At 33.8% G+C, this 23835-nt stretch carries 18 protein-coding genes; 2 read left to right on the forward strand and 16 right to left on the reverse strand.

Features of this window, described 5'->3' with window-relative positions; all coding sequences use genetic code 11:
• Window positions 1–15: 15 nt before the first annotated feature.
• The 13 genes from BUE10_RS10670 to truA form a co-directional block, all read right to left on the reverse strand.
• Entirely contained in the window at window positions 16–972 is a 957-nt protein-coding gene (locus tag BUE10_RS10670) for a hypothetical protein (RefSeq protein WP_073484917.1), read from the reverse strand.
• A gap of 12 nt (window positions 973–984) precedes the next feature.
• Window positions 985–1227: a hypothetical protein gene (locus tag BUE10_RS10675; RefSeq protein WP_053471715.1), complete on the reverse strand. Its 243-nt coding sequence runs from the start codon at window positions 1225–1227 to the stop codon at window positions 985–987.
• Complete coding sequence (locus tag BUE10_RS10680) at window positions 1227–2180, reverse strand: SPFH domain-containing protein (protein WP_073484918.1); 954 nt, start codon at window positions 2178–2180, stop codon at window positions 1227–1229. Before BUE10_RS10680 ends, BUE10_RS10675 begins: the two co-directional genes overlap by 1 nt.
• A 112-nt stretch (window positions 2181–2292) precedes the next feature.
• Window positions 2293–2499: a SymE family type I addiction module toxin gene (locus BUE10_RS10685; RefSeq protein WP_073484920.1), complete on the reverse strand. Its 207-nt coding sequence runs from the start codon at window positions 2497–2499 to the stop codon at window positions 2293–2295.
• A gap of 250 nt (window positions 2500–2749) precedes the next feature.
• Window positions 2750–4138: a dihydrolipoyl dehydrogenase gene (lpdA, locus tag BUE10_RS10690; RefSeq protein WP_073484922.1), complete on the reverse strand. Its 1389-nt coding sequence runs from the start codon at window positions 4136–4138 to the stop codon at window positions 2750–2752.
• Window positions 4139–4620: 482 nt separating this feature from the next.
• Window positions 4621–5217: an NUMOD4 domain-containing protein gene (locus BUE10_RS10695; protein WP_234984732.1), complete on the reverse strand. Its 597-nt coding sequence runs from the start codon at window positions 5215–5217 to the stop codon at window positions 4621–4623.
• 224 nt (window positions 5218–5441) lie between these two features.
• Entirely contained in the window at window positions 5442–6206 is a 765-nt protein-coding gene (locus tag BUE10_RS10700) for a LytR/AlgR family response regulator transcription factor (RefSeq protein ID WP_073484924.1), read from the reverse strand.
• A gap of 441 nt (window positions 6207–6647) precedes the next feature.
• Entirely contained in the window at window positions 6648–7967 is a 1320-nt protein-coding gene (locus BUE10_RS10705) for a RagB/SusD family nutrient uptake outer membrane protein (RefSeq protein ID WP_073484926.1), read from the reverse strand.
• A gap of 11 nt (window positions 7968–7978) precedes the next feature.
• The gene (locus BUE10_RS10710) at window positions 7979–11317 is read right to left on the reverse strand and encodes a SusC/RagA family TonB-linked outer membrane protein (RefSeq protein WP_073484928.1); all 3339 of its coding nucleotides are present in this window, start codon (window positions 11315–11317) and stop codon (window positions 7979–7981) included.
• A 21-nt stretch (window positions 11318–11338) separates the two neighbouring features.
• Window positions 11339–13930 (reverse strand): zinc-dependent metalloprotease, encoded by a 2592-nt coding sequence (locus BUE10_RS10715; protein ID WP_073484930.1) that lies wholly within the window; start codon window positions 13928–13930, stop codon window positions 11339–11341.
• A gap of 85 nt (window positions 13931–14015) precedes the next feature.
• Window positions 14016–15569, reverse strand: coding sequence for a sensor histidine kinase (locus tag BUE10_RS10720; RefSeq protein ID WP_234984733.1), 1554 nt, complete (start codon window positions 15567–15569; stop codon window positions 14016–14018).
• Window positions 15570–15646: 77 nt separating this feature from the next.
• The gene (locus tag BUE10_RS10725) at window positions 15647–17401 is read right to left on the reverse strand and encodes an ABC transporter ATP-binding protein (protein ID WP_073484934.1); all 1755 of its coding nucleotides are present in this window, start codon (window positions 17399–17401) and stop codon (window positions 15647–15649) included.
• A gap of 81 nt (window positions 17402–17482) precedes the next feature.
• A complete protein-coding gene (gene truA, locus BUE10_RS10730; RefSeq protein WP_073484936.1) occupies window positions 17483–18217 on the reverse strand; it encodes a tRNA pseudouridine(38-40) synthase TruA in 735 nt (244 codons plus the stop codon).
• A 563-nt stretch (window positions 18218–18780) separates the two neighbouring features.
• Here truA and BUE10_RS10735 point away from each other — a divergent pair.
• Both BUE10_RS10735 and BUE10_RS10740 read left to right on the forward strand, forming a co-directional pair.
• Window positions 18781–20709, forward strand: coding sequence for an SPFH domain-containing protein (locus tag BUE10_RS10735; protein WP_073484938.1), 1929 nt, complete (start codon window positions 18781–18783; stop codon window positions 20707–20709).
• A 286-nt stretch (window positions 20710–20995) separates the two neighbouring features.
• Window positions 20996–21490: a metallophosphoesterase family protein gene (locus BUE10_RS10740; RefSeq protein WP_073484941.1), complete on the forward strand. Its 495-nt coding sequence runs from the start codon at window positions 20996–20998 to the stop codon at window positions 21488–21490.
• 4 nt (window positions 21491–21494) lie between these two features.
• On the opposite strand, the gene BUE10_RS10745 is transcribed toward BUE10_RS10740, so the two are convergent.
• The 3 genes from BUE10_RS10745 to BUE10_RS10755 form a co-directional block, all read right to left on the reverse strand.
• Window positions 21495–22412, reverse strand: coding sequence for a sensor histidine kinase (locus BUE10_RS10745; RefSeq protein ID WP_073484943.1), 918 nt, complete (start codon window positions 22410–22412; stop codon window positions 21495–21497).
• A 32-nt stretch (window positions 22413–22444) separates the two neighbouring features.
• Complete coding sequence (locus BUE10_RS10750) at window positions 22445–23107, reverse strand: response regulator (protein ID WP_073484945.1); 663 nt, start codon at window positions 23105–23107, stop codon at window positions 22445–22447.
• 160 nt (window positions 23108–23267) lie between these two features.
• On the reverse strand, window positions 23268–23684 hold the full coding sequence (locus BUE10_RS10755) for a DUF4293 domain-containing protein (RefSeq protein ID WP_053471698.1): 417 nt from the start codon (window positions 23682–23684) through the stop codon (window positions 23268–23270).
• Window positions 23685–23835: the final 151 nt, after the last annotated feature.

Genomic DNA, 23835 nt, shown 5'->3' on the forward strand with positions numbered 1-23835 from the left:
TTTAAGGATTAATAATTATTTATTGTGTACCTGATTCTGATACATTTTTTCGTTGTGCTCTTTTAAATCGGGCGTAATTTTATTCCACTCGTCATACATGGCGCGCAGATAAACCTGATATAATTTTGGAGCATTTTTGATAACAAATTGCCTTTGTTCTTCGAGATCATCCATTTTTGCCTGAATTTCATTCAGCACTTTTTTATCTGATTCATGTATTTTGCTTAAACTTAATTCATGTCGCTGATGATATAATTCCCGCTCTTTTTTATCCTCCGTTTCAAAAGCTTCGTATAAGTGTGCTGTTCTTTGTTCAGCAAGTCCGCGTGCAATGTTTTGCAAATTTCTGCCTTGTGTGCTTGGCGCAAACGTGTTTTGCGTTTTACAATACGGACATGAAATATAGGTTTCGATTAAAAAGATTTTTTCGATTTCGATATTTCCGCCGCATTGGGTACAACTGAATTTGTTTTTAATGGCTTCGTATTCGTCTAATATTTTTTTGTATTCGATTTCAAGATCACGTTCCTGCGTTTTTTCAATTTGTTTTCTCCAATAATCATATTTATTGTCAAAATCGCTGTAACGATCAGTACAATCACTTCTAAAATCAGAAACTAGATCGTGATGTTTACTTAAAACCGAAATCTGCGAATTGTAATTTTGGTAAACAGCAAGAATTTTTTCGTCATATGTATCTCTGGCTTTTTCTCTAATGTTATTTAACTGGCCATTTATACCCGAAAGTACTCTGTGAAAAGTTCTTTTATAAAGATCTTCATCTTCTTGTAAAAGCTGTTTCAATTCTGGAATTGAGGCTGTTGCCAGTTCTTCCATTTTTGCTTCGAGTTTTTCTAAAAAGGCAAACCATCTTTGCTGTGATTCCTGAAGTTCTGCGTACCATTCTGGAAACGTTTCTTTACTTCCTTCGTTTTTTTCTGGGCCTTTTGATTTATTAAATAGTCCGAACACGTGATATGATTTTTAAATTGAATTATCTTCTTTTTTAATATAAACTCCGTCTGTAAGTTTTACGGTTATGAATTCAAATCCGCAATAAGCGCAATGCGTTACGCCATCTTGTTTTGCTCTTCCGGCGCCGCAATTTGGACAGTCTTTTGCATTCATTTTGGCGTCGTTGATTTCCATTTCACCGCCATAATTAGTTTGGTTTTGAGCTTTTTGTTTTAGTCTGTCTAAAAACGAATTGACTTTTTTCTCTTCCATTATAATTGGCTTAATAATTCGGATTTTTTTGTTTTGAATTCGTCTTCGTCAATTAAACCGGCATCAAATAAAGATTTCAATTTTTGAAGTTTTGAAGTTAAATCGTCTTTTACTTCTTCTTTTGGTGTTTCTTTATTTTGCTGTAATTGATTTAGAAGAATTCCCATGCTTAATGCGTTTTGGGTTGCATCGTGAAGTGCGGTTCCTTTATCACCAATTGCAGTTGCGGTATTGAATTTGGTAAATTTATCCATATCGGTTACCATATTCATATTGGTGATTTTGTCGTAATGTGCCGTAACTTCTTCGGGTAATGTAACGCTGGTGATTACAAACTGCGTTAATTCAATTCCGAATTGAAGAAAATAAGGTTTAAGATACGGTTCGATTTTTTTGCCTAATTGGGTAATATTTCCGGCAATATCGGTAACGGTTATGTTTTCGTTTGCCAGAACTTCTCCAAATTTTGGCGCAACAAAATCTCTTAATTGGTTTTGTAATTCAAAAATGGTAAGCTGCTGATACGTTCCGGCATATTGGCGGAAGAATTTGGCAACATCAACAATTTGAATATCAAAACTTCCGAAAGCGCGAATTCTGATTTGTCCGAATTGTGGATCGTTTAGCAGAATAGGAGCGGGAGTTCCCCATTTATTATTGATGAATTGATGGGTGTTGAAAAAATAAACATCGACTTTAAAAGGACTTTCAAAACCGTATTTCCAGCCTTTCAGCTTGCTTAAAATCGGAATATTTTCTGTAGATAAAGTGTGAAGTCCCGGAGAATACACATCGGCAAGCTGACCTTCGTTTAAAAGCATTACATGCTGACTTTCGCGAACGGTTAGTTTTGCTCCGTTTTTTATTTCTTTATCTTCATCATAAAATTTCCACATTAGTAAATTAGGGTCACTGGTCGTGGCTTCGATTATTTCTATAAAAGGTAATGTCATAAAATCTTATTTATAAAGAATAAAAATAAGAATTATAAGACGACTTCAATATTTTTTAATGTGAAGTTTTTAACAAATTTTTCTTTATAAATTTTAAAGTTTATGATTTTTGTCAAAGTTTTGTCAATCCTAAATTTTTGCTTTTTTTATTAGTAATAATAAGTTTGTTTTTCTTTTGTTCGACAATTACAACTTCGCCTTTTTTAAACCCAAGTTTTTCAAGCCATTTACCTTCCAGTTTTATTGATGGAATTGTAATGTGTTTGTATGTTCTTTTTTGATATTTGGTGTGAATTTTAAGTTTCCTCTCGTTGTTCATTGCTGTTGTTTTTTTAAGACGAAGTTTGTAAGGACCAAATGTCTAACGAATAGTTGAGAATGTTGTCAACTTAAAATATGACAAATCTGATTTTAAGACAAAGATTGGCGATTTGCTTTGCTGAGTTTTTCTGTCGATATACGAGTGCGATTTCTCGTTCCTCGAAATGACAAAACAAAAAAATCCGATCTGTTTTCACAAATCGGATTTTTAAATTGAAAATTATATATGACCGTAAAACGGTATATTTTTACAAGTGAATTACTTCGCCGTAAGCATCTGCAACAGCTTCCATAACAGCCTCGCTCATTGTTGGGTGAGGGTGGATAGATTTAAGGATTTCATGACCTGTAGTTTCTAGTTTACGAGCTACAACTGCCTCAGCAATCATATCTGTAACACCAGCACCAATCATGTGGCATCCCAACCATTCTCCGTATTTTGCATCGAAAATTACTTTTACGAATCCGTCTGGAGTTCCAGCAGCTTTTGCTTTTCCTGAAGCTGAGAATGGGAATTTACCAATTTTTAATTCGTAACCTTTTTCTTTTGCTTGTTTTTCAGTTAAACCTACAGAAGCGATTTCTGGAGTTGCGTAAGTACAACCCGGAACGTTTCCGTAATCGATTGGGTCTACGTGAAGTCCTTTAATTTTTTCTACACAGTTAATTCCTTCTGCAGAGGCTACGTGAGCTAAAGCCTGACCTGGAGTAACGTCTCCAATTGCGTAGTATCCTGGAATGTTAGTTTCGTTGTAAGCGTTTACTAAGATTTTATCTCTGTCAACAGCAATTCCAACTTCTTCTAAACCAATATTTTCAATGTTTGTTTTGATTCCAACTGCCGAAAGTACGATGTCAGCTTCAAGAACTTCTTCTCCTTTTGCAGTTTTAACAAATGCTTTTACTCCTGCACCAGTTGTGTCAATACGCTCAACAGATGAGTTAGTCATAACCTTAATTCCTGCTTTTTTCAAAGAACGCTCAAATTGTTTTGAGATATCTTCGTCTTCTACAGGAACAACGTTTGGCATGAATTCTACAATAGTAACATCTGTTCCCATTGAGTTATAGAAGTGAGCAAACTCAACTCCAATTGCTCCAGAACCTACAATAATCATAGATTTTGGCTGTGTTGGTAATGTCATTGCCTGACGGTAACCAATTACTTTTACACCATCTTGTGGTAAGTTTGGTAACTCACGAGAGCGAGCTCCGGTTGCGATGATGATATGATCAGCGCTGTATTCAGTAACTTTATTATCTTTATCTGTAACGTCTAGTTTTTTTCCTGGTTTTAGTTTTCCAAAACCTTCAATAACGTCAATTTTGTTTTTTTTCATTAAGAATTGAACACCTTTGCTCATTCCTTCTGCAACACCACGGCTGCGTTGAACAACAGCAGGAAAATCTTTATCGAATTCAGAAACTTTTAATCCGTAGTCAGAAGCGTGTTTTAAATAATCAAAAACCTGAGCTGATTTTAATAATGCTTTTGTTGGGATACATCCCCAGTTTAAACATACACCACCAAGGTTTTCTTTTTCAACTACAGCTACTTTAAAGCCTAATTGTGAAGCTCTAATCGCTGTTACATATCCTCCAGGACCACTTCCTAAAACAATAACGTCGTATTTCATTTTTTGTGTTTTTAGTATTAACTATCGAAAATGAGGTTTATAGATTCCGAAACTCACTTATCGATTTTCTTTTGTTATTTGTGCTTGCGAATTTAATGATTTATTTTAAAAAGAGTATCATGTAAAAAAGTAAAAAGGTAAAATGTGGAAAATTTGAAATATTGATTCATTTGTCAGGCTGAGCGAAGTCGAAGCCCTGCTACTTGTAAAAAAGCTCTTCGACTTCGCTCAGAGTGACAGAAATTATTAAAAAAATAAAGCCACAGATTATCAGGATTAAAAAGATTTTTAAAATCCGTTTAATCTGTGTAATCTGTGGCCTTATATTTTGTTGTCATGGAACTATATGGAAGAGGTTTGCGTGGGCTTCGACTTCGCTCAGCCTGACAAAATAATGGTGAATTGTGAATTGTGAATTGTAAATTGTTAATTATTAATTAAACATTCTCAGTCATTAACAATTCACCATTTACAATTAATAATTAAACCTTCACGTGTCCCCAGTTTTCACCGCTGGCAATTCTGCGAATCTGCATTTCGCTTACGCCGAATTGTTTAGCGATCATTTTAAGACGTGTTTTTTGTTCTGGTCTTGCTAATATTTTTTTGATTAACATGACTTTTGTGGTAGTTAATTTTCGTCCGTCGGCTTTTAAGTTGTGTTCAATCAGGTTTTTCTTCGCCTGAATCACACGCGGACTTTTGCGGCTGTGCGCCATCATTTCTTGTTTTGTTGCCCAGCGTAAATTGCTGATATCGTCATTGCTTCGGTTGTAATCGAGATGCAGAACATAGGTTTGATCTTCTGATTGTTTTGGAAGAAAATATTGGGCAACTAATTTGTAGAGAAATAAATATTTGTTGATGATTTTGTCATCTTTTTTAACCTTAAATCTAAAAGTAGGATATCCATCGCTTAAACCGCCTTTTAAGATTCGGCCGTTTTCAATTTCATCTGTAAAGCTTATTAATCTTCCTCTGTTTGAAATTGCGTATTTAAGTTGTAATGATGCGTTTATTTCTATTTCTTTGAATTCTTCGTTAGGATAAAATCTGTTATGTGGCATTTTCTTTTTCATTTAAATTTTTGTCTCTCAAAGATAAAGAATTCTAAAATGAAGAAAGTTATACTGTAAGTTACATAATATCAACTTTATGATTCTTATAACGCTATTTTAACTTTTTAGAATGATTTTGACACTTATTTGGTCAGTTTAAAACTTCAAATTGTGAATTATGCAGTTTTCAATTTTCCGCGAAAGCGTAAATTTTAGCGTTTTACGATTCAAAAAAATGATCCGTTTTATTGATCGAGCCAGTTTTTGAAATTGTTTATTTCTTTTTTACTGATAATTATTGGGTCGTTTTCGATGGGAGGAACGGTAAGAATGAGTTCTATTTTTTGATGCGAGTGTTTTACGACTTCTTTTATAATGTTTCGGTGTACGATATATTTTCGGTTTATTTTGAAAAAAATAAAAGGATCAAGGCTGTTTATAATATCAGTAATCGTGCTGTTGTACAAATAACTGTTTCCTGATTTTACATAAATAAACAAATGCTTTCCTGATGCAGCAAAATAGGTGATTTCAGATTCGTTTACTGAAATTAGTTTATAACCGTGATTTACTAAAAAATGACGTTGTATTTTGCTTGTTTCAGGATTTTCGATGGCCACTAAAGACTGCAGCGTTGCATCGGCGTTGAAACTGTCTTTTATTTTTTTGAATTTGGTTAGGGCTTCTAATAGTTCTTGTTCTTCAAAAGGTTTTAAAAGATAATCAATTGTAAAGTGTTTGAAAACCGAAATGGCATAAGAATCATAAGCGGTAACAAAAATGACAGGGCAGGAGATTGTGGCTTTCTCAAATATTTCAAGACTTTTACCGTCGCCCAAATGAATGTCCATAAAGGCTAAGTCGACATTGTTTTGTTTAAAAAATTCGACTGCTTCTTTTACCGATTTTAGAACTGCAATTTCGGCTATCTGTAAAATGTCCTGCTGTTCTAAAATTGATTTTAGGTAAGTGGATGCAAGATATTCGTCTTCGACAATGGCAATTTTCATTTTCCTTTTGAGATAAAGTTAAAAAGTTTCATTTTTAAGTGAGAAGCTCTTAAATGATTTTGCAAATATAATTGTCTATAGTTTTTTTACAACAAGTTTTTATAGGAGTTTGCAGTTTTGTTGTTATTTAATCTTTTTTGTCATATTTCAAATATTGTTTGTGGATTGAACGACGGGTTACGGATCGTGAATATATTGTGTTCCCGCGGTTGAAACTACGGGCTATATTTTTTTAAGCTTTAATGAAAATCTATTTTTGTATTTCAAATATAGCCTGTGGTTTCAACCACAGGAAACGAATTGTGAATATATTGCGTTCCCACGGTTGAAACCGTGGGCTATGTTCTTGTATGAATAAATCTGATTGTGTTTAGGTTTCTTTTAAATGCAAAAGAGGCCCAGCTTTGCAACTGGACCTCTTTAAAAAAAAACAATAGGTATTTATAGATTGGGATTGTTTAATCTCGCGTCTGCCGGGTAAATAATGGTATATCGAGGATCGTTTTGTATCAATGTATAATTATCACCGTCAAAAGTATGAACGATTTGTTTTTGAGATGTTCTTCTCAAATCAAACCAACGTTGTCCTTCAACAGCAAACTCACGGTGTCTTTCTTCATAAATGAAGTTTGTTAAATCTGCAGCATTCATTGCGTTAACTTCAATTTCAAGTTGTACATAAGCTGTAGCAGTGTATCTGTTTTTGATAAAACTTAAAACAGTTGTTTTAGCATCAGCAATATTGTTCAGTTTTAATGAAGTTTCTGCTTTTGTTAAATACAACTCAGAAGTTCTGAAAGAACATTTTTGATCAATATTTCCACCTTTTTGAATTCTGTAACGGCTTCCGCTTGCTAAGAAATAAAGAGGAAAACGTAAATCAGTTGTTTTGCTGTAAGCAGCAATTAAATCTGGTGAAGCATAAACAGCACCTTTTAAGTTGTTTATTAAACCATCTTCAAGAGCTAAAATAGATTCTTTTGAATCGTATTTTGTTGCAAATACAGGTGTAGCTTTTAAATCAACTAAAGCGTTGTTAATTGCTAACGCTTTGTTTGCAGCGTCAAGCGATTTTTGCCATTGTTGTACATATAAATAAATACGGCTTTCTAAACTGTATAAAGCAACTTTAGAGAAACGGTAGTTTAAACCTTTTGTTTGAGAATCTTTGTTGATGAATTTTTCAGCTTCCTGAGTATCAGAAATAATTTGATTATAAATTACTTCTACTGTCTGAGGTACGAAAGCCTGCTCTAAATCAATCTCTAACGCTAATGGAACTCCTTTGTCTGAACCTGCAGTTGCTGCATTGTAAGGTTTTCCGAAAAGGTTAATTAAATCAAAGTAAGCCATTGCTCTTAAAGCATACGCTTCTCCAACTAATTGGTTTCTTTCTGGAGTTACATCTAATTTTTTAGACGCTTCGTTAATGATTACGTTCGTATAAAAGATAGTTTTATATAAATCTGCATATTGAAAAGTAGTTGTAATACGATCCGGATTTGCATCTTTCCAAATATAAATATCTCTATAGTATGTTACGTCATCACTAAATTCATTCATCGTTAATTCGTCTGTACGAACTGCCGTTAATGATTTGTGTTCAGGATATACGTCGTATCCTTTTGTTAAAACTGCGCGGTACTGCTCTAATGTTTCTGGAATAACACGACCAACTGGTTGGATATCCAGATAGTCATCACAGCTTGTTACTGCAAGTGCTGCAGCAAAAAGTAGTATATATTTTGAGAATTTTTTCATCTTTATTTTTATTAGAAAGTTACATTACATCCTAAAGTGAATGACTTAGGAACTGGTTGTGCATAAATGTTTCCGAAAGTTTCAGGGTCAAAGTAACCTTTGTAATCAGAACTGATTACGAATAAGTTTCTAGCTTCAACATTAAGTCTGATACTTGAAATGTTAATTTGATCTGTAAACGCTTTAGGGAATGTATAACCTAAACGCATACTGCTTAATCTCATATAACTCATTTCGCTAACCCATGTATCTAAATAATTGTAGGTTGTAATTTGATTTTGTCCAGAATACCATAGGTATGCCATATAAGAATCTCCTGTTCCTGAATCTTTACTCGTAATTCCTGGTAAGTTAGAAGATGTATTAGTTGGTGACCATGCATCTAAAATATCTCTACTGTAATTTTGTCCTCTGTCTACGATTGTTCCATTGTATGGAGGAGTTCTTGTTACAGTCTGTTTAATGTTAAATGAAGCTGCAATTGTTAAATCAAAATTACTTACTTTAAAAGTATTGGTAATACCTCCAGTAAATTTAGGATCCCTGTCTCCTAAATAAACAAATAAGTCTCTAAATTCAGCAGCGGATAAATTTGACTGCGCTAATTCTCCTGGGAAAATATCAGCAAATGGATCGTATAAACCAAAGAATGTTTGAGAGTTTACAGTTTCTCCTTTTTTGTTGATAAATAAAGGATATCCATTTTCGTCGATTCCGTTTGTTTTAAATCCAAATACAGCATTTACCGGACGCCCTTCTCTATTTGGCAGGTAATCTGTGTCACGAACTTCGATACGGTCTACATTACTTTTGTTATGAGAAAAGTTAATACTTGTATTCCATTGAAAGTTTGGACGGTCAATATTTTTTGTAGACAAAGTAATTTCGTAACCTTTGTTACTTACCTGTGCCCAGTTCATATTTGTATACTCAAAACCATTTTCTAATGGAAGTGCTCTTAAACCAATTAAGTCAGAACTTTTTCTTCCGTATAAATCAGTTACAAGGCTAATACGATTGTTGAATAAACCTATATCAGCACCAAGGTTAGTGTTAGTTGTTTTTTCCCAACGTAATTTTTCATTTGGCGGACTCTGAACATCAATAATCTGCTCATTTTGTCCTGGCAAAATAATAGTTGTTCCGTTAGTACCCATTACATAAGGAGAAGTATTTTTGTCAATGTTTCCTTGTAAGCCGTAAGAAGCACGAAGTCTTAAGTTAGAAAGTGTTAGGTTGTCTTTTAAGAAATCTTCTTCAGACACTGCCCAAGATGCAGATGTTGACCAAAGTGGTAAATATTTGTATTTAGGATCTACACCAAATAAATCTGAACCATCGTATCTCACACTTCCAAATACACTATATTTTCTGTTGTAAGTATATGCAGCTGTAGCGAAGAAAGAAGCGAAAGCATTTTCATTTTCACTTTTAGCATATTGTTTATAATCAGATTCCTTAGCGAAACCAGCGTTAGGGAAAAGAATTGGCTGTGTAGTTAAATTTTTCTCATCAAAACCAAATCCTTTAGTTGAAACAGATGTTGTGTAGTTTCTTCTTAACTCGTTACCAACCATTGCTTCGATTTCGTGTTTTTCAGCAATTTCAGTTTTATAACTCACCATTGTTTTTAAGTTATACTGAAAAAAGTCTGTATTTGAGTTTTGAATAATTCCACCTTCTGGAAGGAAATAATTGTAAGCTCCGTTAGTAAAATAACGTGATTTTTCTTTTTGTTTTCTTGTGTAATAAGTTTCTTTTCCAGCAAATTTTTCGCTAGCAGTATTGTCTAATTGTAAACCTAATTGAGACGTTACTTTTAAGTCTTTAGTAACTTTATATTCAGCATCTAATAATGCTTTAATAGCTCTTGTTTTTAAATCGTAAGAAGTATTTGCTCTTTCTTCTAAGATGTTAAAAGGAACATAACGACCAGAATAACCAGTGATATCCGGATCATATTTATAACTTCCATCTTCGTTGTATGGAGTTAAATATGGATTTACGTTTCTTGAGTAATTTGATGGGTTTGTAAACGCATCTGTATCTGTAAGGTAAGATGTAGTTTTGTTTTCAGAACCAAAAATTCCAACACCAACTTTAAATTTATCTGTTATTTGATAGTTGTTTTTTAATGTTAAGTTGTAACGTTTGAAACCAGTTCCAATAGTTGCTCCTTTTTCATCATAGTATCCTAAAGAGAAATAATAATCTGATTTTTCTCCACCACCAGATAAACTTAAACCGTGCTGCGTGTTGATTGCTGTTTGGTATAATAAGTTACCCCAGTTTGTGTTGTTTCCTCTTAAAGAATTGATAGATTGTTGCGTTGCAGGGCTTAAAGAAGAAAATCCTCCAGCTCTGTAAGCGTCTAATTCACCAGATCCGTTTAAGATGCGAGAAATATCTCCGCCAGTATCTCTGTAAGTTAAATCTGCACGGCTTGCCATGTTAAGTTCTAAATCAATTTTCTCGTTTGAGTTCATCAAGTTTAATTTAGAAAACTGAGGTCTCTGCGTGATAAATGTATTCGTATTGAAACTTACTACCATTTTACCAGCTTTACCTTTTTTAGTTGTTACCACGATTACACCGTTTGCAGCGCGTGCACCGTAAATAGCCGTTGCAGCAGCATCTTTTAAAATCGTAATATCTTTAATATCGTCTGGGTTTAAACCTGCAATAGAATAGTTGCCTAATACGTCGATATTGTCTTTGTCAAAATTTTTAGGAACTTCATTTCCTTCTAATGGTAAACCATCAAGTACCCATAAAGGATCTTGTGTACCGTTAAGAGAAGCTGTACCCCTGATTCTGATTTTCGCAGGCGCTCCAGGTGCTCCAGATGGTGTGCTTACCGCAACCCCGGCAATTTGTCCTACCAATAATTGGTCAATACTGGAAACTCCTGTCTGCTGGATTGCAGACATGTCGATTTTAGAAACCGCAGCAGTAAGTTTTCTTTTCTCAATTTTTTGGTAACCTGTTACAACAACCTCCTGAAGTTTTGCAGTTTCAGATGTTAAGTTGATTGTATAATTTTTTTGAGGAGAAAGTTCAAGAGTATACGATTTGTATCCCATGAAAGTAACTCTCAAAGAAGTAATGTTTTTTGAAATTTTCAAAGAGAATTTACCGTCGAAATCTGTAGTAGTTCCGATTCCTTCACTTTGAATAATACCTGCCATAGCAGTTTTATTTGAGATGGAATTGTTCTCAACAAAGATGGATGCACCAGGAATTGGCGACAAGTCAGCTTCATCTTGAATGATCCCCGTAATAGTTCGGGTTTCCTGCGCATATCCTGCGATGGCCAGGAACAGCAGTAGGGCATGTAGAATTTTTTTCATGTTTTGGGTTTGGGTTATGTATTAAAAGGTTGTATTGTTCAAAGCTTTGTCGATTCGTTGTATTAAATCGCGGTAATGATTTTGGGTCGATTCATCTCCGGTACTTCTTTTTGTTCTTAATAATTGAAGTACTTTTGTTAATTCCCCTTTTTTATCAGATGTTACTTCTGTAACTCTTTTTAAGAAAGAATTATTAATGTTTCTCGCCATATGTGCATCATCTAAAGAACATAAATGAGGCATTTGTAATGTTTCTTGTATTTCGACGGGTTTTTTAACATCCGTTTTTTCAAATAATTTATTTGTCGAAACAATTAAAACATCTACATAATTCTTTTGTGTCATACGCTCCAGAATAGTAAGCGATTTGTTTTGGATAGTTCCTGCAAATACATTCTGATGCATTTTTTTAAACAATTCATTTACGGTAAAAACCTTCTCGTTGGTTTTATTTCGCTGGTATAATTCATTTTCTGTCATTCGAAGTAAACGGTCATCGCTGAATAAACTATATATAACATCGTATTGTAATGCTCTTGACATTGTATATGGCGTGTACTCATAAGGCCCAAAAGGAGAATCTTTCAGCGGATTTGTTTTGTCTAAAACGTCATTAAAAAACAACCACTGCGGAATTGTAATTACATTTTTTACTAAATAATCTACTGCTCTTTTTTGCATTGCTGCAGGAACCGGAACATAACTCTGTTTGTTATCGCCGTGAACCGTTGGGTTTAAGTAAACACCGCCAATATTGGTTAATACATGTCCATTGTACGTTTGCCATTGTCCGATAGCTCCAATATACAGTTTACCAGTTTCGTAGTAAGACTGATCTTTATCGTAGGACCAGTTTAAGATATTATCTACAACACGTTTTAAGTTTTTCAATCCGTACTCGCTTGCTTTTACAGCATCGTTTCCTAAATCTTCAGACTGCGAACGAGGATCGATTTGAGAGCCTTGCTCACCGTAAAAATAAATTGGGTCATTTTGATGTTTTGTAATTAAGGCGTTTAGTTTTGCTGTTTCGTTTTCGTTAGGCGAATACCATCTGTAACCCCATTCAATAGCATATTTATCATATTCTCCAATTTTAGGAGTAATTACCGTAACACTATCTTCTGGCTGTGCAACGTAATTATAACGGGCATAATCCATAATTGAAGGTGCAGTTCCACCCATTTTTGCTGTAAATTCTTTAGAACGCAAAGACTCAACATCATAAGCAAACGAAGAGCCCATATTGTGTCTTAAACCAAAAGTGTGTCCAACTTCATGAGATGATACAAAACGAATGGCTTCTCCCATATGTTCATCGCTAAATACATTTCCTCTTGCTTTTGGGTCAATTGGTCCGGTCTGGATACGCATCCAGCTTTGAAGCGAAGTCATCACATTGTGCCACCAAATAATGTCGGCTTCAATAATTTCTCCGCTTCTTGGGTCAACAACCGAAGGGCCCATAGCATTGGATTTTGGTGATGCCGCATACGTAATAACAGAATAGCGAGCATCATCTATGTCAAAGTCTAAATCTTTTTCAGTAGGTTCTTTTGCAATAATAGCGTTTTTAAAACCCGCTCTTTCAAAAGCTGCCTGCCAATCGTGAACTCCATCAATAATATACTTTCTCCATTGCTTCGGAGTCGACGGATCGATGTAATAAACGATTGGTTTTTTCGGCTCTACTAATTCACCTTTCAAATATCGTTCTTCATCTTCTTTCTTTGGTTCTAAACGCCAGCGGGTAATCAATTCTTTTTCAAGCATTGCCTGCTGTGCATCGGCAAAATACCAATGCTTTTCAGAGAAGAAACCAATTCTGTTGTCAGAAAAACGAGCTTTCATTGGAGTTTTATCCAATAAAATAATATTACTTGTTACGCCAAGCGTTACCGACAATGCCGGTCCGCCGCCTTCGCTGATAGAAGTTGTCAGCTGCGATTTTACTACAATATTTTTAGGGAAAGCTTTTAAACTCTCTATATATGATAAGTCAGATTTTACAGAACCGCCAATACCAATGCTGCTCAAAACATCATTGAAGCTTTTTTGTTTTCCGTCAAAAATCTTATTTACTTTAATAACTACAGCACTCGAATCGTTGTTTTTGGTTTCAATATCAAAAACTTCAATAATAGATTCTGAGAAATTATCAATTACAGATGCTGTAATGGCATCTTCTTTTGGTGAAGAAACTTTAGGAACATATGTTTTTATCCAAACTTTCTTTGCAATTGTATCTTTATAAAAGGAAATGATTTTGTTTTCATAATTCATTCCTTTATTTAAGCCAGCTTCGTTAATCTGAAAAGGGACCTGAGATAATTTATTTACAACCAGAAATTCTCTTTTAAATAAACTATCCTGAATTTCAAAATAAACATCGGTTTTAACCTGAATGATATTGAACAGTCCTTTTTTAAGTGTGCCCTTTTTTATTAGGTCACTATATTTTTTTCCTTTTTTGGAGTCAGTAGAATCTTTTACAATTTCAGTCTCTGTTTCTTTTTTCTTTTTCTTTTGCGAAAGAACTGTAACAGGAATGAATAATAATAAAATTAGTAAGCAAAGTAATTTTACATTATGCAGGAATGCCTTTTCCCTCATTTTGGTGTTAAGTTTAAGTTAATTTTCATCGAAACTATTCGATTTTAGTTCAGAAAAAAAACAAAAAGGAGTGAATGGCTTTTTTTTAGGAGTGAATGGATATTAATGGTAAAATACAAACGAAATTGCCTTCTTTTTCTGAGGTTTTTAAATTGGTTCTGGAGTAAAAATTATAAATGCTTGAGAGATATTTTAGACCGAAATTAGTACTGGGTTCACCGTGTGCCTTTTTTTGAAGATTATTACTGATAATAACCTGATCTTTCTGAATTAGAATTTCTGTTGTCAGCGGATTTTCCTGTGTTGCCATATTATGCTTGATAGCATTTTCAACCACAACCTGAAAAGCCAGATATGGGATAAATTTATCCAAAGCTTCTTCGTTTTCGATTTTTATCGAAAAGAATAATTCTTCTTTGAAACGAGTCTGCTGTAAAAAGATATATTTTTCGATAAACAATAATTCATCCTTTAGCGGTACAATATTTTTTGCCGGCGGATCTATCAAATAGCGGTAAATACGGGAAAGATTCAAAGTAAATTTCTGCGCTGTTTTTACATCACTTCCTACCAGCATATAAAGCGAGTTTAACGAATTAAATAAAAAGTGCGGATTAATCTGCTCTTTTAAATGCTGGAGCTGAATAAGCGCTTTTTCTTTTACAATTTTTTCATTCTCTACAAGGAGTCGGTTTTTTTCTTTAATGGCAATTCCCTTCTCTTTATAGGCCCGTCTGTTGGCATACGAGAATAAATAGAAAATCAGCAGAAGCATTACTGTTGTAATCGAATAAATCCAGGTCAAATATTTTTTAACCAAAAAAACATTTTCATTATCAATCATTTTCGGAAAACTAATGCAGACATACCAAGGCAGATTTTTAACATCTAACCTTGTTGTAAAACTGATAACATCCAGTTTTAAAAATTCAGACATCGTATTTTTTTTAGTGTAATCCAATTTTAAAAAATCAGATGCCGAAGTATTGGCGGGATCTTTTTTATAAGTAAAAACCGTATCTGATGGCTGAATAGCCGAAAAATCATAAATATTTTTTCCTATAAAAGTAGAGTCAGGGTGATAAACACATCTTCCTGCGTTGTCAAATACAAAAGCATAATTAGAAGCTGCTTTGTCAACAGTCGCAAAATTATCATGCAATTTTTTTAAGTTGATGTCATAGCCGCAACGAACCGTTGTGTAGTTTTTGGAAATGATTTTAAAGTAAACTCTCCAAACCCATTCTTTTCCTTGTTTAATTACGGTATTGCTGCGCGTAGTGTTTTGGTTTTTTGAAATAAATTCGACAACGTCTTTTTTTATTTCATCAGAAACAGAATCGTTTCCAAATTCTATTTTTTCATCATTAATCTGAAACCAGTTATCAACTATCATTAAATTGATGGACTGAACAGACGAGAGTACTTTTATATTAGCAGATAAATTAGATTTACTGCTGATTTTTAAAGCATGTTTGATTCTGTTTTCCTGCTCCAGAAACCTCGAAAATTCCCGCGACATTAATTCATGTTTTTTAATGAAGTTCAATCGCGCCTCACTTTCATTCGCTTTTTGTGTAACATCAGTAATCAAATTACTTAACATGTAAACAGAAAAAACGATAATAAGAATAGACACAATGACGTAAATTACGAAAGCACGTCGGGATGTTATTTTTTTTAATCTAAATCTCAAAAAGCATTTATAATTTAAGCCTAATTCGCAACCGAAAATTGAGAATCGTATAAGTTTTTATAATAACCATCAGTTTTCATTAATAATTCCTGATGTGTTCCTTGTTCCACAATTAATCCTTTGTCCATAACCACAATTTTATCTGCATTTACAATTGTTGCCAGTCTATGCGCAATAATAATCGAAGTTCTTCCTTTTGTAATGGTTTCAGTCGCACGCTGAATTAATTCTTCAGAATACGTATCTATTGAAGAAGTTGCTTCATCTAAAATCAAAATACTCGGATTGCTTACATACGAACGTAAAAATGCAATTAATTGTCTTTGTCCGGACGAAAGCATTACGCCGCGTTCTTTTACATCAAAATCATAATTATCAGGAAGACTCATAATAAAGTCATGAACGCCTATTTTCTTTGCAGCATCCAGAACCTTTTCTCGGGTAATTTCAGGATTATGAAGTGTAATATTATTGTAAATCGTATCGGCAAACAAAAATACATCTTGTAAAACCACCGCGATTTGTTTTCTTAAAGAAGCCAAAGTATAATCTTCGATATTTTGTCCGTCAATGCAAATCGTTCCGCTGTTGATTTCATAAAAGCGATTCAGCAAATTGATTATAGTCGATTTCCCGGCTCCGGTTGAACCTACAATTGCAACGGTTTGTCCGCGATCTACAGATAAATCAATTCCTTTTATTACTTCTTCTTCGGGGATATAACTAAAACGAACTTGTTTAAACTCGATGCTTCCGTTAAAAACCGGAGCTTCAATTTTTCCTGTATCCTGAATATGATCTTCAGTATCAATAATATCAAAAACACGATTGGCAGCAATCATTCCTAACTGCATCTCATTGAATTTATCTGCAATTTGACGAAGCGGATTAAAAAGCATTCCGATAAACATGGTATAAGAAAACAAATCTCCAAACGTCGTAAAGTTATCTCCGTTTAAAATTTTAAATCCACCAAAAACAACTACTAAACCTAAAGTGATAGATGAAATAATATCGGCAATGGGGAAGAAGATCGAGTTGTATAAAATGGTTTTAATCCAGGCAACTCTGTGTTTGTCATTAATAACCCTGAAATTTTCGGCATCGATTTTTTCACGATTAAAAAGCTGAACGATTTTCATACCCGTTACACGTTCCTGAACAAAGGAATTCATATTAGCAATCTGCGTTCTTACTTCCTCAAAAGCAACCTGCATTTTGCGTTGAAAGATTCGAGTAATGTAAACCAGAATTGGCATGGCAACAACGACAATCCAAGTCAGCTTCCAGTTCATGTAAAACATAAAAATAAGAACCACGAGCATTTTCATCAAATCACTTATAATCATAAACAATCCCTGACTGAAAATACGTGCAATCGATTCAATATCCGAAACAGATCTGGTAACCAATTGTCCAACCGGAACCAAATCAAAATATTTCATTCTAAAACTTAAGATATGTTTGAAAAGTTTGTTTCGAATATCTTTTACAATATCTTGTCCAAGCCAGTTCGCCCAATACACAAAATAAAACTGAGAGAAAACTTCCATCAACAAAACGCCTCCCATTAAAATAATGTATAACAGCAAACCTTCTTTGTCGTGTGTCTTGATATAGCCGTCGACCGTTTGCTTTAATAAGTAAGGTCTAAGTGCTGCAAATATGGAAAGCGAAACCGCAAAAATAATAACGCCGTAATAGCGCCACTTATAAGGTTTCGTATATTTTAAAATTCGTTTAAATAAACCAGTATCAAATGCTTTTGCTTTCATTTATTTTTAAGCTTTAAGCTTTAGGCAATAAGCTTTAGGCACAAGGTTTAAAGCTTATTGCCTACAGCCTACAGCTTAAAGCTATAGATAGTCGTAATATATTTTGGTTAAATACAAACCATGCGCCGGAACCGAAAATCCAGCTTTTTCTCTGTTTTTGCTGGCAATAATATTTTCAAAATCAGCCAGCGTAATTTTGTGTAATCCTATATTAATTAAAGTTCCCACAATTGCCCGAACCATATTTCGTAAAAAACGATTCGCTGAAATTGTAAAAACCAGTTTGTTGTTTTCATTTTTCCAATACGCTTCAAAAATCGTGCAGTCAAAAGTATTTACATCTGTATTCACTTTCGAAAAACATTGAAAATCGGTATGTTTTAATAATAGCTTCGCTGCCTCGTTCATTAAATCAATATCTAACTTTTGATTTACATACCAGCTTAATTCCTCTAAAAACGGATTTTTTACCGTATTGATATGATATTCATACGTTCTTTTTGTAGCGTCGAATCTACAATGCGCATCATCGTGAACGGGAATCAGATTATATATTGCAATATCTTTTGGTAAATACGAATTCAGTTTATGTACAAAAACCGGTATATCAATTGACTTTTCTAAATCAAAATGTCCGTACATTTCCTCGGCATGAACGCCAGTATCTGTTCTTCCGGCACCCATCACGTTTATCTCCGAATTTAATAAAACTGAAAGCGCTTTATTTAAAGTTTCCTGAACTGATGAAGCGTTAGGCTGAAACTGCCAGCCATGATAATGAGTTCCGTTATAAGCAAAATGAATAAAATATCTCATTGTTGAGGTACAGAGGTTTTGAGGTGCAAAGGTACAAAGGTTTTTTTTAAAAGTTGCTAAGGTTCTAAGTTGCTAAGGTTCTAAGTTTTTTTATACCTCAGTATTATGTAGAGACGCACAGCAGTGCGTCTAACGCCAGATTGGTTTTAAAAAGGTTCTAAGATTCTGAGAAGCTAAGGTTCTAAGTTTTTTATACGTTATGATTTGTAGAGACGCACAGCAGTGCGTCTTACGTCAGATTGGCAAATTGTATATATAATAGGTATAATAATTTCCGATATATTTTAAAATCGATAAACATCCATTTTAATAAAATCTAAAAACAAAACTTAGAGCCTTAGCTTCTCAGAATCTCAGAATCTACTCAAAAAACTGTTAACTCCCAAAATGCAAATCATAGTTTGCTCAGCTAAAAATCGTGTCAGAAATTGACAATTCCAACGATATAATTAAAATCATTTTTTAACATTTTTAGGAAGAAAATTCCAAGTGTTAATTTTTAAAATTTTTCATTTTAACACTTCATATTTCTCCTATGTTTGCACAACTAAATATCAAAAACTATGAATGAAATTACTTCTTATTGGTGGATACTTTTAATATTATTCGCCATTGTTTTTTACAAATTTATTTTACGTGTTTTCTTCGGAATGGTGATGGTTCCAGAAGATAAAATTGGTTTAGTGACCAAAAAATTCGTTTTGTTTGGCACGGACAAATCATTACCAGACGGCCGAATTATCGCTACAAAAGGCGAAGCCGGTTATCAGGCAAAAACACTTGCTCCGGGTTTATACTGGGGAATGTGGATTTGGCAGTATTCAATTGATATGACTAGTTTTACAATAATTCCGGAAGGAAAAATTGGACTGGTTTTAAGTAAAGATGGAAAAGAAATTCCAACCGGAAGAATCTTGGCCAGAAGAGTAGATAGTGATAATTTTCAGGATGCAACTGCCTTTTTAGACAATGGAGGTCAAAAGGGACGTCAGACTGCTTTTATCACAACGGGTTCGTACCGTATTAATACATTTTTGTTTGAGATTGTAATTACAGATCAAATCAAAATTTTTGAAAACATGATTGGTATTGTAACCGCTCTTGACGGTGAACCAATTCCGCAGGGACAAATTGCGGGTAAATTTGTTAACGATCATAATAACTTTCAGGATTTTGATAAGTTTTTGGAACATGGCGGAAATCGTGGTTTACAGCCTCAAGTTATGTTAGCCGGTTCTTACTATATCAATACATGGGGCGTTTTAATTGAGCAAAACCCAATGACAGATGTGCCAATTGGTTATGTTGGAGTTGTGATTTCTTATATTGGAGAAGACGGACAAGACGTAACGGGTGATACTTTTAAACACGGTAACATTGTTTCAAAAGGACAGCGTGGTGTTTGGATGGAACCATTTGGACCTGGAAAATATGCGTTGAATAAATACACTACAAAATTAGAAGCAGTACCAACAACGAACTTAGTTTTAAACTGGGCAAACGCACGCAGCGAATCACACGATTTAGATAAAAATCTTTCTACAATTACGGTTCGTTCAAAAGACGGTTTCCCATTTAATCTTGACGTTGCGCAGATTATTCACGTTCCGGCAGCAGAAGCTCCAAAAGTAATTGCACGTTTCGGAAGCATGAACAACTTGGTTTCTCAGGTTTTAGAACCTACGATTGGTAACTATTTTAGAAACTCGGCTCAGGACAGCGATGTGATTTCGTTTTTGACAACCAGAAAAGAGCGTCAGGAATCAGCTAAAAATCATATTAAATTAGTACTTGATGAATATAACGTAAATGCAGTTGATACCTTGATTGGAGATATCGTTCCGCCGGATTCATTGATGAAAACTTTAACAGATAGAAAACTGGCTGAAGAAGAGCAAAAAACGTATCAAACTCAAAGAATGGCGCAAGAACAGCGTCAGGGTATGGAGAAAGAAACGGCGATTGCTGATATGCAGAAAGAGATTGTACGTGCTTCACAAAGTGTTGAAATCGCTCAGCGTACTGCAGATGCTACCGTTAAGAAAGCAGAAGGGGACGCAACCAGTTTAAAACTGAATGTAAACGCAGAAGCAGAAGCTACAAAAATGCGTGCCAATGCAGAAGCCGAAGCAACAAAAGCAAGAGCAGGAGCACAGGCCGAAGCAACTAAATTGAATGCGAGTGCCGAAGCTGAAAGAATTTCGAAAACCGGTCTTGCAGAAGCTGAAAAGATTATGGCAATTGGTAAATCGACTGCTGAGGCATACCAACTACAGGTAACCGCAATGGGCGGTGATAACTTTACGAGATATAAAGTAACTGAGGAAATTGGTAAAGGAAACATCAAAGTAATTCCAGATGTTTTAATTACTGGAAATGGCGGTTCTGATGGTTCTATCAGTGGCTTATTAGGATTAAAACTAATGGAAATGATGGATACAAAAGATTCTAAGGATTTGAAAGAAGTTAAAAATCAAAACCCGAAGAAATAATAATTATTATAAAATGTTAAACGTTAGATGTGAAATGTAAAAGACATCGTATATCGTAGAGACGCACTGCAGTGCGTCTAACACATAGTTTGAAACCGATTTGCACCAGCAGATCGGTTTTTTGTATTTATAAAGAAATGAAAACCTGACGAAAGACGCACTGCTGTGCGTCTCTACATAATACTGACGTAAAAAAAATCTTAGAATCTTAGCGCCTCAGAACCTTAGCCCCTTTTAAAAAACCTTTGTACCTTTGTAACTCTGAACCTTTGTACCTTTAAAAAAATTGAAAAAAATCCTCCTGCTTTCCGATACACACTCTCACATTGATGATGTTATTTTAAAATATGCTGCACAAGCAGATGAAGTCTGGCATGCTGGAGATATTGGCGACTTGCATGTTACAGATACTATAAAAAAGCTAAAACCACTTCGTTGTGTTTACGGAAATATTGATGATGCAAAAGCAAGATTAGAATTTCCGCTTCATAACAGATTTTTATGCGAAAATGTTTCCGTTTGGATCACGCATATTGGCGGTTATCCGGGGAAATACAATCCAAGTATTAGGGAAGAAATGGCTTCGAATCCGCCGAAATTATTTATCTGCGGGCATTCGCATATTTTAAAAGTAATGTTTGATAAAAAGAATAATTTATTGCACATGAATCCGGGTGCGGCAGGAAAAAGTGGTTTTCATCAAATGCGAACTATGCTTCGTTTTGTAATTGATGATGATAAAATAAAGGATTTGGAAATTATCGAGATTGGAAAAAAATAAGACTTTATGAAATTGGAACTTTTATTTTTATAGATGTTCCTGTATTTTCATCTGCTCTCGAAATAATAGAAAAACTTCCTTTTAGTTTTTTTATTCTCACCCGAATTCGGTTTAAGCCAAAACCTTCAATTTCATTTAATTTTTCTGCATTAAAACCTATTCCGTTATCATGAATAATAATGATTAACTGATTATTGTTTTCGTGTATTGAAATTTGGGCTTTTTGTGCTTCGCTGTGTTTTATAATATTGTTGAATAATTCAGAAACAATAAAATACAGTTTTGTTTCAAATTTTTCAGAATATCTTGTATCTGTTGCAACAGAACTTGTAAATTCAAAGTGAATGCTCGAATTGGAGTTTCTTTCGCATAAATCTTCTAAAGCATAAATTAATCCAAAACGAACCAAAAGAGTAGGCACAAGATCGTGTGAAATGTCACGCAGCAAATCGTGGGCTTCTGATAAAATAGCTTTTGCCTTTTGAATTTCTTCAGATTGGATATTATTTTTGGTTGTAAACACATTCAAATGTAATCCTGCAGAAGACAGAAGTGAATTGATGTTGTCATGTAAAAAAGCTGCAATCTTTTTTTGTTCGGTTTCCTGACTGTCAATCCCTGCATTTATTACATTTAAAAGGATTTTTTGTTTGGTGTCTTTTCGCTTAATTTTTTGCTTTAGTTTATTGTTTTGATAAACGAGATAGAAAAGAAAAAATAAAATAATGATTAGCACAATAAATAAACTTACGACTTTTTTGTTTCGTAACTGTTCTCTTTTTGATTGTTCTAAAACCTCTTTTTTTGCTGGTTTTACAATAGAAATAGTAGATTCTTTAAGTGTTTTATTTTGCTGGCCGAAAACCTTGTCTCCAGTAGAGATAAGTATAATAATCGATATTAAAATTCTAATAAAAAACATATTTCGGTATATTATTCTCTTGATTTTTAATTTTACGGGTTTATTAGGTTGTTTTTTAAAGCATACTTTACAAGACCAATTGTGTTTTTTATGTTGAGTTTTTTCATAATATTCTTGCGATGCGTTTCGACAGTATTTATACTGATAAAAAGCTGTTCGCTTATTTCTTTTCCGCTGTATTCTAAGCAGATTAATGTTATAATTTCCATTTCTCGCGGACTTAAAATGGGATTTTCAGTATAAACATTATTGCTTAATTTGGGATTGTTTTGAGAAAACATGCTAAAGATTTTTTCCCGCACAGCATCAGAATAATATTCCTGGTCCTGATAGACTGCATCAATAGCTTCAATGATATTTTCGCCTGCGCATTTTTTGGTTAAATAGCCTTTAGCACCCAATTTCATTACTTCTTTAATGATTTTTAGATCATCATAACTTGATAAAATAATGACTTTACACGGAAATCCTTTTTGACTGAATTCTTTCAAAACTTCGATTCCGTCTTTTTGCGGCATACTGATATCCAAAACTAAAATATCTGCCTGATCCTTTACTACATCATCATATATAGTGATACCGTTCAATGAACTGCCGGCAATTTCAAAATTTGGAACTGTCTGCAGTAAATTGGTGAGTCCATCAATAAGAACCTGATGATCATCAGCAAGGTGTATCTTTATTTTATCTGACATAAATAATTTTGAACAAAAAGCAAATTTATGAATAAATTATCTTACAAAATTGATTTTCGAAAATGATTTCAGATTTCTCACTTTACAGTAAAAATTAACCACAAAAAAACCCGAATATAAATTCGGGTTCTCTTCGCACAAAAAAATTAAGTTTATAGGTTTATCTCAAACGATCTACAGATTTTACAAGATCTTCGTCCTTCTTGATGGCCTTATTAGCAAGAACTAATAACACGATAGCAACAATAGGAAGAAACATCCCAATACCTTTCTCTGATACAATTGTTGTTGTATCTCCAGATAAATTTAGAGAGCGGTAAACAAATAATCCTAATAAAATTAAATTTAATATTATGTTCAGTCGGTTCATCACAAACTGATTTTGTCTCTTTTTGTATGAAATAATACTAACAATCGTAAGCATTGTGCTTAAGCCTAGTAAAATTGTGTAAAACTGGTCTTGCATAAAATAGAAAGCTTTTCCAGTATTTAATGTCCAAAGCGGCATAAAAAACATTAAAACCCCTGTAACAACAAAGGTAAGAATTAGATATACGGTTTGAATTCTTTGTATCATGATCTAAAATTGTTTTACAAAAATATATTTTCTTTTTTTAAAATACTATTGTATGATTAAATTTTATTCGTATTATTGCATCATAATACCGTAAGCACTTCATACTGCGGGCAATTGAAAAAAAATATCTACCTATTCTTTTTACAGTATT

This window comes from Flavobacterium sp. CF108, assembly GCF_900129795.1.
Lineage (GTDB): Bacteria > Bacteroidota > Bacteroidia > Flavobacteriales > Flavobacteriaceae > Flavobacterium.